Source organism: SAR86 cluster bacterium, from assembly GCA_023703675.1.
Classification (GTDB): Bacteria; Pseudomonadota; Gammaproteobacteria; order Magnimaribacterales; family AG-339-G14; genus AG-339-G14.
This window is the reverse complement of record CP097974.1, coordinates 411,476-424,370: the sequence shown is the minus strand read 5'-3', so window position 1 is coordinate 424,370 and position 12,895 is coordinate 411,476. Positions and strand designations below refer to the sequence as shown.

Sequence of the window (12,895 nt, the reverse complement as noted above, 5' to 3'; positions counted from 1 at the left end):
GTTACAGAAATGTTACAAATAAAAAACTTAATGAGAACATTCTAGCTGGAAAGCAGTTTAAAAAAAGATTCCATATTTTATTTCTCTAAATTGAAAAATAATACACGATAAAATTGTTGTGAAACTATTGTCCCAGAATGACTAAATTTAAATGTCATGATTGATATTTAGAATGAAATCAAGAATTTCATCCCTTACCCTTCTGTAAATATTTAATATTTTTTCATCGTCATTTATATTTTCTGAGAGCATAGGAGGATCTTCAAAACCTTTGTGTATGGTCTTCCCTTTGAATAAGACTGGACAGTTTTCTTCAGCATCTGAACATAAAGTAAAAACATAATCAAAATCTTTGTCTTCCAATTCGTCTATGGTTTTAGAGAATTGATCAGATATATCAATTTTGACTTCTGACATTACTTTGATTGCATATGAATTTAAATTAGATTTTCTAGTGCCAGCTGAATAAGCCTGAAAAGTAGTAAATTTTTTTGCAAAACCTTCAGCCATTTGCGATCTACAAGAATTTCCAGTGCAGAGAAATAATATTTTCTTCGATTCTCTCATCTTAAAAATTTATAAATATACAAAGCAATGAACAGACCAATTAATTGGCCTGAAAAGAAATAAATAATCGACTCTGGTGAAATTCCAGTAAAAGTATCCGTAAATGTCCTAGCTAGAGTTACTGCTGGATTTGCGAATGAGGTAGACGATGTAAACCAGTAACCCGCTGTAATAAATAAAGCCACTGAAATAGCTACATTAGACTTATTATTTTTTCTAACCATTAAGATAGTTAAAATTAATCCCAATGATGCAATTATTTCACTTAAAAGCATACTGATTCCCATCCTGGGTTTGGATGAAATTTGAAGCAAACTAAGTTCAAATATGAAATGGATAAATATTACTGCGAAAAATCCTGCAATGAATTGAATAATTAAATAGAAGAGTAAATCTTTTAAGTTGATCTCTTTTAAAAAATAAAAGACTATTGAGACAATTGGATTAAAGTGAGCTCCTGATAAATCTTCAAAAGATTTAATGATGACATAAAGAATTGCTCCGGTTGCAATCGTATTACCTAATAAAGCCACTGCCACATTACCAGAAGATAAATTATCACCCATGATCCCGGAACCAATGACTGTAGCCACTAAAAAAAAGGTTCCTAAAAATTCAGCAATGTATTTTTTTATTTTCATTAATTCTTAAATCAAACTTTTTTCTTTAAATTAATATAAAAGCTCATACAATTTCCCTGTTTTTAATTTATATTTTTACATCAATATTAAGAAAACTACTTCTTGTGTTTTATTTAAATTCATTTCGTTAAGTAGCTCTCTTTATCTTTAACAGTAATTAAATTAATTTAATACTCATATTAGAAAAGGCCATATTTAAATATGGCCTTTTTGAAGTGTTTTTATTATAAACAGAGAAAAAACAAAAACTTAACTTCGATTCATAGAAATAAACCTCTTATTTAAAGGAGACTTTAAATCCTAATGAAGCTGATTGACCAAGATCATATTGATCATATATTGCAATATTTCTCATAGAAGCATAGTACTCCTCGTCAAGTAAATTTCTTAATTCAAGCGACAATTTCAAATCGTAATTGGAGTAAGATAAAACTCTTGAATATGTAAAATCAACCAATAACGGAGGTTCTTCAATAATATCTGGTAAAACATCAATACCTCTAGCTCTTACTCTATCACTAACGTAGTTAAAGATTAGGGTGGCTTCAGATTGATCTTGTAAATTATCTAAACCAATTTGAAAGTTTGCAATTGTATCTGATTGACCCTGTAATCTGGTATCTCTTCCATTCGCTAGAAGATTTTGAGCATTTACTGAAGTACCAAGATTATTTATATAAGTATCTCCAGGATTCACAATTACTTCAGAGTCAGTATCCGTATAATTGAACTTAACGATTAAGTCGTTACTAGAATCCCTAATCGCCTCAAATATTTGCTCATATTCAATTTCAAAACCAGTGATTTCAGCCGAAGGAACGTTTTGGTAAGAAGTAATAATTAAATCACCTGACTCATTAACAGTTTCTTCGATAGGATTAAGAATATCCTTATAAAAAATTCCAGCTGTTAAAAATTGATTTAAACCAAAATAGTATTCAGCTCTTAAATCAATATTGTCAATCTCACTATTTTGCAAATAAAGTGAACCAGCTATTACTCTGTCAGTATCAACATCTATAAATAGTGTCGGAGAAAGCTCTCTGAAGGTTGGCCTAGCAATTGTCTGAGAAAGACCCAATCTAAATTGAAGGTTTTCATCAAATTCAGGAAGATAAGTTAGTGTCGCTGAAGGTAGCGTATAATCTTCTTCTATTGATTTATCAATAGTAGAGTCAATGCCTGTAAATAAATCAAATGTATTAACTTGCTGAAGGCCATCTTCTTGCCTAATTCCGGCAGTAATTTCAAAATTATCTCCAATTTCAGATTCAACGCTAATATATGCTGAATCAACTTCCAATAATCCTAAGTACCCAGCTGGCGATGAACTTGCCGTATTCTCAATTACCATCAATCTATTAGGATCAAAATTTTGATCAGCAAAAATATAATCTATTCTATTATCTAGACCATCTCGAGGTATGGAACCGCCAGCATCCAGAAATCTATAACTTCTAACTTCAGCCGATCTGTCATTTTCAAGACTTTCAACTCCAGCTCTTAAAAATGTTGAAGAACCAAAGGGTATCTCTAAATCTATAATAACATTTGTAGTTTGGTCTTCGACCATACTAAACTGGGTTTGGTTCCTACCTGTATTAACATCGTATAAGTAAACTCCGTCATTATTTCCATCTTCATAGAAAGCAACTCTTTCATATGGAGAATCTCTCTCTGCATCTCCATCACTCAAACCTACATTTAAGTTCCAGCCATTTACAAAAGTCTTATTAAAATTTAACTGATGATTTGTTAATTCTCTTTCATAAAATTCTAGAAAATCTTCTCGAACATTAGCCGAATCACTTGAATCATACCCTTGCAAGATACGAGCTTCTTTTGATCCTTTATGAATATATAATCCGGTGTATTTTAATTCAGATAAATCCGTTTCAACCCCAAGAACAGCCATTGCATATGCTGTAATGTCATTCGTTGTGCTTCTAAAAGTTTTGTCATTTTGAACTATTACATTGACAGTTCCACTCTGATTTTGTAAATCACCGGTTTGTCTAAGTCCTTCTTGTGTATTCCAAGAATTTTTGTAACCTCCTGTAACCATAAATCCCATTGTTGCACTTGGAATATTAATGATTTGATCAATTCTTAAACCGTCAAGACTATCTCCATAAGTTAAACTATAAGATTCATCTAGAGGAACTTCTCCTGATTGTATGACCCATAGCTTTGAATTTTCAAACTCTCGACCAAAGTTAGCCAATTGTGTTGTATTAAAGTTAGATCTATCAAGTTTAAGGTTGCTATTGATAGCGGCCTGAACACTACTTGGAATTGATCTGATCCCATCATCGTACCCAAAACTATCCTCTCCGCCTTCGTACATCAACCCATCATCTTTTAACGAAGTAGCGGAGTTTAAGCTTGTTGAAGCTGAAAATTCAAAGATTCTATCTAAAGGCACAGTCTTTGTTTTTATCTCAACCATGCCTCCGCCAAACTCACCAGGCATGTCAGCTGAATAGGTTTTTTGTACTACAGACGATTCAATGATGCTTGTTGGAAAAAGATCAAGTGGTACAACTCTTTTGAGAGGTTCTGGGCTTGGAAGAGTAAGACCGTTTAGTGAAGCTGATGAATATCTATCACCTAAACCTCTTACATATACGTATTTACCTCGCACTAGACTAAGACCCGCAAGTCTTGTAAGGGCGATAGCAATATTGTCATCACCAGTTCTTTCGATATCTGACGAATCTAATATTGCAGAAATCTCAGATGTATTCCTTTTTGCATCTGGTATAAAAGATCCACTTACAACTAATTCTTCAGTATCCTGAGCTTGTTCAGTTTCCTGAGCATTCATAAATAATGGAAGAACTATTATGAAGGGTAAAGCAAACTTTAAAAAACCCATGCTTTTGTTTATTTTTTTTGTAGATTTCATTTTGACTCCAAAATAGGTTTTAAAAAGGTGTTAGTTAAGTTTTATTGATCCAGGTAATGTCCATACTTTGTACCAATCATCAGTAGAATCTTTAACTGCACCTATATATGTAGGAGTGTCAAAAAATCCATCGGCATTGTCTGGTAAAGTTGATGTCGGAGTAGCTGCAGCCTCTGCAGAACCATTAACAACTCCACTAAGTGTATTTACATATGAACCTCCACCAGAACTAGCTGCATAGAGATTGTTTGTTCCTGCCTTAACGATCGCTTCTACATCTGCTACTGTTACACTTCCTGAAGTCTCCGAATCTACTGTGACCATAGTGCTGCTTCCAGCACTACCTGAAGTAGGACAATCAAATGCAACGGAATTCATTGAGAACTTAGGAGTGCTAGCTCCATCTTGAATAGTTTCCGCGTATGTTGTTTCAATACAACCCTTTGTTAAGCCAGAAGCTGCGTTAAGGACTGCAGCAACTCCATTGTAATATTGACCTGATACACCCTCTTTTAACTTGAATATCTCGTCATGGCCTCTACTTATGAAAGTAAAGTTAGAAACAATGGGGTTTGATCTAGGCTCTGTTAGGTAGCCTACTGCAGTGGTACTAACGTTGTCTGATTCTACAATATGATCGCCTTTATCGTTGGCCTGTTGAACTATTACGTATTGAAGTCTTCCTTGATAACCCCAATCAATGTCCAAGTTATCATCACCTGCTCCAGTACATATCAAATGTTTCACATCGACTGTTCCACCAAAGAACTCAACGCAATCGTCAACATTGTTATGCACTTGGACATATTGAACCGAAGTACCGTTTCCAACACCACCAAAAGTAATTCCATTTAGCTCATTACCTGAAAATACCTCATATCCTGCATACTGAACTCTTAAATATTTGAGTGCTCCACTGCTGTCACCAGGAACTTCACCACCCATTACATTTCCAACTGTTCCCTCAACGGCTTTTTCACAAGGGACAGCTTTTACTGTTCCTGTGTATGTACACTTATTGATAGGTGCTTGACCAAGAATGACTAATCCACCCCAAAGTCCTCGTGTTCGGTCAACATCTACTTGACCAAGAATCTCTTGTTTTCCAGTCATCACAATTGGAGCTGATCTTGTTCCAACAGCATTAATATCAGATCCTCTGTTGATAACTAAATAGTCATTACCTGATAAACCAAAAATTGTAACGCCAGGATTAATAGTTAGTATAGCTGTATCAGCATTTGCAGCAGGGTTTAAGGGATCAGCTCCTGCATCAACACCGACTTCAACTTTACCATCAAGCTTATAATAGTTTCCTGCAACTAGAGTTAGATCATCTTTTATAACTCCTTTTAAGTCGCAGACTTTTCTACCTAAGAGAATTTCTGATTCAAGAGTTCCAGCTGGACATGCAGGATCGGTAAATAAACCGATTGTCCAACCTGCAGCCCAGTTATTTTCTGCATCAGACCCAGGTGAAAATGCACCAATATAATCTGTAGCATTGAAGAATCCATTGACTGTATAAGTATAGTCAGCAGTTTCTCCTGCATCAGCAGTGTTTTTACCTACACTACACAATCCTGATTTTGGTTGAGCACCGTTTGCTTTATCATGAGTTCCAATTTCACACATAGCGTTCTTTGATCCTACAGAAAAAGCGCTAGGAACAGCAGACTCTGCAGTACCCAAGAAATATGTGTCCACCAAAGTATTGGTTCCAACGGTTAAATTAGTTTTTCTTGAATTAAGTGATGTTGCAAAATCTGCAACAGTTACTGTGTCATCATAATTTAATAGTGTGCTATCTAAGTTAGTATTAACCGCTGCAGTTTGTCCTGTTAGAGCTGAATCAAAAAATACGGAATGAAAAGCAATTTTATCTGTTAGTGCCCCATCTTGCACAGTTTCTGAATTGGCACCATCTATGAGCTTTTGTGCTTGTTGGTTTGCAACAATACCATTGATATAAATTCCAGATACACCTTCTCTAATTTTAAATGGTTCGTCAGTCCCACCAATAAAGGTAAAATTAGCAACCATTGGTTGTGTTCTAGGCTCTGTAAGGTAGCCTACTGACGCATCAGCGTTTGTGTTATCTGATTCGACAATGTGATCACCTGCGCCAACTTTTTGTTTAATAACAACAAATTGAATTTTTCCTTGATAACCCCAATCAAAATCAAGATTATCATCACCTGCATTAGTGCAAACTAAATGTTTGACATTTACAGTTCCACCAAAAAACTCTACACAGTCATCTTTGTTGTTATGGACTTGAATGTAGTCTACTAAGGTACCAGAACCAACACCACCAAAAGTAATACCATTTAATTCGTTGTCTTTAAATATTTCTTTACCTGCATATTCAACTCTTACAAAGTTTAAAACACCAGAGTTATCAGCTGGAGTATTTCCACCCATGATAGCAGTAGTCGAACCCTCAACCACTCTTTCACAAGCAGCAGAGCCTATATCAGCGGCAGCACACTTGTTAATTGGTGCTTTTCCTAAAATTACTACTCCTCCCCAAAGACTATTTGCAGTTTCCGGATTAGTTAAAGATCCATCAATAGCAGAAGCTGCAGTAAATCTGATAGGTGCAGATCTTGTTCCATTAGCAATAATTTTCGAACCTCTTTGAACAACAAGGTAATCATCAGTTGTTTTTTGAGCAAGCGTTACACCGGCTGGAATTGTTAATGTTGCTGAAACTCCTCCAGCTTTTGTACCATCTCCGCCCATATCATTTCCGACATCAACTTTACCAGACAACGTATACATTACATCAGTTGTCAAAGTAAGATCTGAAGTAATTGGTCCCGTGATTGCACATAATGTGTTTCCACCAAGAGTTGCAGCATCAGCAATAAACGGGGAAGTAGGACACGTTCCTGTTAATAAGGTGCTAGTTGTAGCTGCAAAATTATCATTACCACTTGGGGCAGTTAGTTGTCCTAGTTCACCTGGCGAAGCAATATTGGTATCACCGGAACCACCACAAGAGACTAAAACGAAGATTGAAAGAACTGACAATAAGTATTTAATTGATTTTGGGTTCATAAGATTTCCTCTTTAACTAATAAAAAATAGATCTTACAAAGGGATAGTTACAGAAATATTACGAAACCGTTACGTCTTTTTGAAGATAATGAAAATTATTACGAAAAAAAGTCTAAAAAAAATTATTTAAAAAAAATTTTTGTTTTGAAATATGAGACATTTAGTTACGGTTAAAAACTTTTACTAAAAAGATCTAATTTGACGTAAATGTTACATAAATGTTACATTTATGTTACATTTAAAAGAGGGAGAATTGTTATGAAATACTTTAAAAGTATTATTTTTTTATCAATTATTTTAGCTAGTACAACTGTCATGGCTAATAAAGTAATTTTCGAAAGTGCTCAAAACCATTTAAATTTAGACTCAAAATATATAGAGATTGAATATGATTTAAATCTAGTTAAAGACTTTTGTCCAAAACAATCAGTAGGCTGCTATATATCTGCTGACATGGGTAGAATATTTGTAGAAAATGATTTATCGAAAACGTATCATGATGTTGTGATTTTTGGTCTATATAGCGATTATCTTCAACATTCAAATATTGGATTAATAGACAGTTCTTTGACTTGTGATTTGCAAGTTAACTATCTAATAGAGGAAAAGCAAAATGATCTCGCAGATCTTTTTTCTAATCATTGTAACGAAATTAAACGAAATAAATTCTTGGCATTTAATTAATAGATATGAGTAAGTTATAAAAGGGCAAAGTTTTAGCCCTTTTATATATATAAGATCTTTTCAAACTTAGTCCGTTACAACACCGTTGGAATTTTTAACTTCATCTCATACAGAACCATCGGTAGAATTTAATTCTTATTGAACTTAGTAAATTTCAGTCAATCCGTTAAAACCCAAAATTCCTTTTACTCCTTATCTAGGTGCATTGATAAAATAATCACCATTGCCATTACGGTCATTAGCAGCCATATTTATTTGGCCATAAACATTAAGAATAGCTTATTAATTTGTGAGAAGAGAAAATAAAATTGTTTACAGTAAATAATTTAATCTTCCATAAAAACTTAGCTAGAATAGATTTTCGCCAAAAAAATATGATTGAATTTGATATACCAAACTACAGAAGAATTGATTCTAAGCTTTATGAAAAAGAGAAGAGAAAGCTTTTAATTGAGCTTGTCAAACTCCAGGATTGGATCATACAAGAGAAAAAGAAGATAGCAGTTGTCTTTGAAGGAAGAGACACAGCTGGAAAGACTGGGAGTATTTCCGTTTTGTCTAAGTATCTAATACCCAAACATTGCCGGCTTGTTAAACTAGGCATTCCTACTGAAAATGAATCTAAAAATTGGTTTCAAAGATATGAAAAACAAATGCCAGAGACTGGTGAGTTAGTTTTTTTTGACAGATCTTGGTATACCAGGGCTTTAGTAGAAGCAACTATGGGCTATTGCACAGAACGACAGTACAAATCTTTTATGAAAAAAGTTATCCCTTGGGAAGAAAGATTTATGGAAAATGACACAAAAATACTTAAGTTTTATTTATCCATAGAAAAAGGAACTCAGAAGATGAGAATAGAGAAACGTAAGAATAGTCCATTGGTGTATTGGAAAATAAGTGAAAACGACTTAAAAGGTTTAGACAGATGGGATATTTTTACTCTTTACAAAGAGCAAATGTTTAAGAAAACCTCCCATCCTGAAGCGCCTTGGATAGTTTTAAATGCTAATGATAAAAAGATAGCAGTGCTTCATGCTTTACGTTACATTTTGGGAACCTTTGATTATCCTAATAAAGACCTGCCAAAACCAAAAATTTGGACGGAGAATATTAACGATTACTCTTTAACTATAAATAAAGTCCCTTTTAATAACTTGAGTTATCAGCAATACAAGATTTTAAAAGTTTTGGCAGATGAAGAATAAAAATCAGCGCCTAGCTTGTATTGATATTGGTTCAAACGCGATTAAATATCGTCAATACCGTATAGCAACAAAAAAAAGAAAAGTTTTTGCTGAATTGGATACTTTTAAAAGAATCTCAGTTAGGCTAGGCACCGATGCCTTCAAATTCAAGAAAATTTCTTCCGAAACTGAGCAGAAGTTATTAGAAAGCATAATTAAACTCAAAGACAAAGCTGATAAAAAAGATATAAAAATAATATCTGGAGTAGCTACCTCCGCTATGAGAACGGTTTCTAATGGACATAAAATTTGTAAAAAAATAACAAAAAAAACTGATATAGAAATTAAAATATTATCCGGAAACGAAGAGGCGCAGCTGTTAAATTTTTTTAATTACAAAAGTTTTAAAAAAGAAGAAACGGTAGTTGTAGATATCGGCGGTGGCAGTACTGAGATTTTTTATCAAGGCAGTGGAAAAAATCTTGCCAAATCTTTTCCTCTTGGGGCGGTTAGAATTTTAGAAAAAAAAGACTCGCCCAAGCATTGGGATAATTTAAAAGAGTGGCTCACTAAAATTCCGTCTAAAAATATAAAAAATATAATTGGTGTAGGAGGTAATGCCAGACTTATCAATGAGATTATCAATAAACAAGATAGGAAATCTTCCCTAGATGAATTGAGAGCTTTAAAAAAAGAACTGGAAAACAAGAATTTTGAAGAAAAAGTGTCATTTTATTCTCTACCCGAGGATAGAGCTGACATTCTTGAATACGCTATTGCTATTTTTGCAGAGATCATGGAATTTTTTCCTAACTCTTACCTATTTGATAGTTCTTGGAATATTGTTGATGGAGTAATGGAAAAAGAATTGCAGGGAAATAAAAATATTCAAGCAGCTTGAAAGGATTTTGCTTCATCGAGTTTTATATCAATAAAGAAAGTTGCTCCTTTAGGCGCATTCGACTCGACTCCAACCGAGTAGCCCATCATCAAAGCTAAATTTTTGCTGATGGAGAGGCCTAAACCTGTACCGCCTAGTTTTGTCGATCGACCTTTGTCTATTCTGTAAAATCTTTCAAAAACTCTTTCTTTATATTTTTTTGGCACGCCTTTTCCTTGATCTGATACGGATATTTTTATAAAACCTTTAGAAGAGGAAGATTCTTCCAGATTTATTAAAGCTTTTTTAGGTGAGTGCTTGATGGCATTGCTTAGGAAATTTGTCAGAATAATTTTCAAAGCTGCTCCGTCAGCCATTACCCTAGTTTGTTTATTCAAATTATTTTGAATAACCAATTTTTTCTCTTCTAAACCGGGTTTGAATTCTTTAATTAAACTTTTGGCAATTGAAAATGGATCTATAGACTCAATTGAGATCGGATATTCCCCTGCTTCCATACTTGAAATTTTAAGCAAATCATTAACTATGGCTGTCATACGTTCTGATTGAGAAGATATTGCTTCTGTAAATGATTTAGCATTTTCATCATCTTTAATTAATTTATTTGTAATCAAAGTTTCAGCATTAGCTTTGATAACACTTATTGGTGTTCTCAATTCATGAGAGACATTGCCAATAAAATCTTCTCTCATTTTTTCAAGATTTTTAGATTTAGATATGTCGCTAAAAACAATCAACATTTCATCCCTAAAGTCGTCTTTTTTAGCACTCACCAGATAAACAGTCTTAACTGATATAGGGCCGGAAATCTCTCTAACTAAGTCTTTTTTATTCCAGGCTTTTTCGATAAATTTTTTAAATTGAGGATAACTGATTTTTTCAAAAAGCTTATCGCCGATATTTAAGTCAGGAAAGAATTCTGAATTGATAGTTTTATTCGCAAACAAAACTCGATAGTTTTTATCAACCAAAATAACTCCCTGTCCCATTTTTGATAACACGGAACTAAATTGTTCAGTTTGTTTAGTAAAATAGGCTAGATCGTTTTTAACCTGACTGGATTCCTTAATAAGCTCATCAAAAATTTCTTCAGAAGCAACCGAAGGATCATCTACAATTTTTTTTGCAATCAGCTGAGCAGCTGAATTTACTAGTCTTTTAAAGTATTGATAAATGAAATAAGTTGTAACAATTGAAGTGAGAAATAATAAACTAAATCCTAATAATAGGTTTTCACTTAGAAAAGTATTTCCTCTATAAATTATAGATCCGACCAAAGTAACTAGACATACAACCAATAATACGATTAAAAATAGTCTTATTTTTACGGTTAATTTCATTTAGTCTGATTTATTGAAGAGATACCCTTCTCCTCTAATTGTTTCTATTCTATCTCCATATTTTCCAATTTTTGATCTCAATCTTTTGATATGCGTATCGACTGTTCTTGTCGTGACGTCGTTGTTATAACCCCAAACCTTTTCAAGAAGATTATCTCTTGTCTGAACTTTGTCAGCTTTTAATAAAAGATGTTTGAGAAGTTTAAATTCTTTTGAAGTTAAAGATATTTTTTTATCGGCTATGGAAACTTTGTGCTTACTGGTATCTATTTTTAAATTTTCATAAATCTGAACTTCATCATTGCTTTCGTCTTTTTTCTTCGAAGATCTTTTAAGCAAACCGCCGACTCGAAGCATTAACTCTCTAACACTGTAAGGTTTTACGACATAATCGTCAGCACCTATTTCAAAACCCACCACTCTGTCTACTTCCTCGCCCTTAGCAGTCACCATAATGACTAGGATGTCTTTTAAGTTATCTGAAGATCTAATATGTCTGCAAATATCTAAACCACTAATATCTGGTAGCATTAAATCAAGAACAACTAAACCAATGGAATTATTTTCCTCGAGTAATTTCAGCGCCTTTTCACCGTTACTTGCTTTTGAAACTTTATAACCCTCATTCTCAAAATTAAATGAAAGGGTTTGAAGTAAATCAGGTTCGTCTTCGACTAATAGTATTTGATCTTTAATCATTATTAGAATTTTACTAGAAATACTTTCCGATTGTTTAAAACAGTTTATTCTAAAATTTTTCTATAAGTTTTAGAACCTAAATTACCTCTTTCGGGCTTTTAATAAAATTTAACTCCCCAGATAAAACGTCAGGATCAATTAAGTCTATTTGACAGATTGAACAGGTCTTTAAATAAATACTCTTTAATTTAAGCATCTCTTCTGCAACGTAAGAAATTGTTGGATTGTGTCCAAAAATAACAATATGTTTCAAATGATTATTTTCTAAAATTATACTTTCGTAATCTTGTAAATTTGCGTGATACAAATTATCGACTATGTTTAATTCAATCGGAGAAAATTCTTTTTCAAAATATTTTGCGGTTGCTAAAGCTCTATTGGCTGGGCTCGTAAAAAGAACGGGAGTCTCATGAATATTCTCAAAAAACCACTGAGCCATTTTTGGTGCATCCCTATTGCCTCTTTCGTTCAAGGGTCTATCGAAGTCATTTAATGAAGGATCTGACCAAGAAGATTTTGCATGCCTGACTAAGGTTAGGAGCATTAAAAAAAATAGTCTATTAAGTAGCTTATAACAGCTAAAAAAACTGTCACCGAAATCAATAAAATCATTAATCCCTTCAGGTTAAATTTCTTATCCTCATTTCTATCTGTCATAATGAACTACATTAACATTAAATATTTATATGGCTAAAGAAGATTTGATTGAAATGGAAGGCGAGGTTATCGACACCATGCCCAACACTACTTTTAAAGTTAAATTAGAAAACGACCATGTAATTACTGCCCATATTTCTGGAAAAATGAGAAAAAATTACATTCGAATTCTAACTGGAGATAAAGTCAAAGTAGAAATGACTCCTTACGACCTTACTAAAGGAAGGATTACGTTTAGATCCAAATAA

The 12,895-nt window shown here is 33.3% G+C and carries 11 protein-coding genes; 4 read left to right on the top strand and 7 right to left on the bottom strand.

The genetic code is table 11. From position 1 onward, the window contains the following. Positions 1–147 precede the first annotated feature (147 nt). The 4 genes from M9C82_02110 to M9C82_02095 all read right to left on the bottom strand — a co-directional run bounded on the left by M9C82_02110 (position 148) and on the right by M9C82_02095 (position 7,179). A complete protein-coding gene (locus M9C82_02110; protein ID URQ73948.1) occupies positions 148–567 on the bottom strand; it encodes an arsenate reductase ArsC in 420 nt (139 codons plus the stop codon). Further along, on the bottom strand, positions 564–1,208 hold the full coding sequence (locus tag M9C82_02105) for an aquaporin family protein (protein URQ73947.1): 645 nt from the start codon (positions 1,206–1,208) through the stop codon (positions 564–566). The genes M9C82_02110 and M9C82_02105 overlap by 4 nt, the downstream gene beginning before the upstream one ends. Positions 1,209–1,485: 277 nt before the next feature. Next, positions 1,486–4,116: a TonB-dependent receptor plug domain-containing protein gene (locus M9C82_02100; protein ID URQ73946.1), complete on the bottom strand. Its 2,631-nt coding sequence runs from the start codon at positions 4,114–4,116 to the stop codon at positions 1,486–1,488. Positions 4,117–4,146: 30 nt separating this feature from the next. After that, positions 4,147–7,179 carry a hypothetical protein gene (locus tag M9C82_02095; GenBank protein ID URQ73945.1) on the bottom strand — a complete coding sequence of 1,011 codons (3,033 nt, stop codon included), beginning with the start codon at positions 7,177–7,179 and terminating at the stop codon, positions 4,147–4,149. A gap of 258 nt (positions 7,180–7,437) precedes the next feature. Here M9C82_02095 and M9C82_02090 point away from each other — a divergent pair, with 258 nt between their 5' ends. The 3 genes from M9C82_02090 (at position 7,438) to M9C82_02080 (ending at position 9,951) form a co-directional block, all read left to right on the top strand. Next, positions 7,438–7,863: a hypothetical protein gene (locus M9C82_02090; GenBank protein URQ73944.1), complete on the top strand. Its 426-nt coding sequence runs from the start codon at positions 7,438–7,440 to the stop codon at positions 7,861–7,863. A 374-nt stretch (positions 7,864–8,237) separates the two neighbouring features. After that, positions 8,238–9,071 (top strand): polyphosphate kinase, encoded by an 834-nt coding sequence (locus M9C82_02085; protein URQ73943.1) that lies wholly within the window; start codon positions 8,238–8,240, stop codon positions 9,069–9,071. Continuing rightward, positions 9,061–9,951: a hypothetical protein gene (locus M9C82_02080; GenBank protein URQ73942.1), complete on the top strand. Its 891-nt coding sequence runs from the start codon at positions 9,061–9,063 to the stop codon at positions 9,949–9,951. Before M9C82_02085 ends, M9C82_02080 begins: the two co-directional genes overlap by 11 nt. Here M9C82_02080 and M9C82_02075 read toward each other — a convergent pair. From M9C82_02075 to M9C82_02065, 3 genes are all read right to left on the bottom strand, one after another. Beyond that, a complete protein-coding gene (locus M9C82_02075; protein ID URQ73941.1) occupies positions 9,939–11,291 on the bottom strand; it encodes a HAMP domain-containing histidine kinase in 1,353 nt (450 codons plus the stop codon). The genes M9C82_02080 and M9C82_02075 overlap by 13 nt on opposite strands. After that, positions 11,292–11,990 (bottom strand): response regulator transcription factor, encoded by a 699-nt coding sequence (locus M9C82_02070; GenBank protein ID URQ73940.1) that lies wholly within the window; start codon positions 11,988–11,990, stop codon positions 11,292–11,294. 76 nt (positions 11,991–12,066) lie between these two features. Next, on the bottom strand, positions 12,067–12,534 hold the full coding sequence (locus M9C82_02065; protein ID URQ73939.1) for a histidine phosphatase family protein: 468 nt from the start codon (positions 12,532–12,534) through the stop codon (positions 12,067–12,069). Between the two features lie 142 nt (positions 12,535–12,676). Between M9C82_02065 and infA the strand changes: the two genes are divergently transcribed. Continuing rightward, positions 12,677–12,895: a translation initiation factor IF-1 gene (infA, locus tag M9C82_02060; GenBank protein ID URQ73938.1), complete on the top strand. Its 219-nt coding sequence runs from the start codon at positions 12,677–12,679 to the stop codon at positions 12,893–12,895.

Bases quoted from the DNA above. Each gene is read 5' to 3' on its own strand.
- M9C82_02110 (URQ73948.1), bottom strand. From the start codon at position 567: ATGAGAGAATCGAAGAAAATATTATTTCTCTGCACTGGAAATTCTTGT.
- M9C82_02105 (URQ73947.1), bottom strand. From the start codon at position 1,208: ATGAAAATAAAAAAATACATTGCTGAATTTTTAGGAACCTTTTTTTTA.
- M9C82_02100 (URQ73946.1), bottom strand. From the start codon at position 4,116: ATGAAATCTACAAAAAAAATAAACAAAAGCATGGGTTTTTTAAAGTTT.
- M9C82_02095 (URQ73945.1), bottom strand. From the start codon at position 7,179: ATGAACCCAAAATCAATTAAATACTTATTGTCAGTTCTTTCAATCTTC.
- M9C82_02090 (URQ73944.1), top strand. From the start codon at position 7,438: ATGAAATACTTTAAAAGTATTATTTTTTTATCAATTATTTTAGCTAGT.
- M9C82_02085 (URQ73943.1), top strand. From the start codon at position 8,238: ATGATTGAATTTGATATACCAAACTACAGAAGAATTGATTCTAAGCTT.
- M9C82_02080 (URQ73942.1), top strand. From the start codon at position 9,061: ATGAAGAATAAAAATCAGCGCCTAGCTTGTATTGATATTGGTTCAAAC.
- M9C82_02075 (URQ73941.1), bottom strand. From the start codon at position 11,291: ATGAAATTAACCGTAAAAATAAGACTATTTTTAATCGTATTATTGGTT.
- M9C82_02070 (URQ73940.1), bottom strand. From the start codon at position 11,990: ATGATTAAAGATCAAATACTATTAGTCGAAGACGAACCTGATTTACTT.
- M9C82_02065 (URQ73939.1), bottom strand. From the start codon at position 12,534: ATGCTCCTAACCTTAGTCAGGCATGCAAAATCTTCTTGGTCAGATCCT.
- infA (URQ73938.1), top strand. From the start codon at position 12,677: ATGGCTAAAGAAGATTTGATTGAAATGGAAGGCGAGGTTATCGACACC.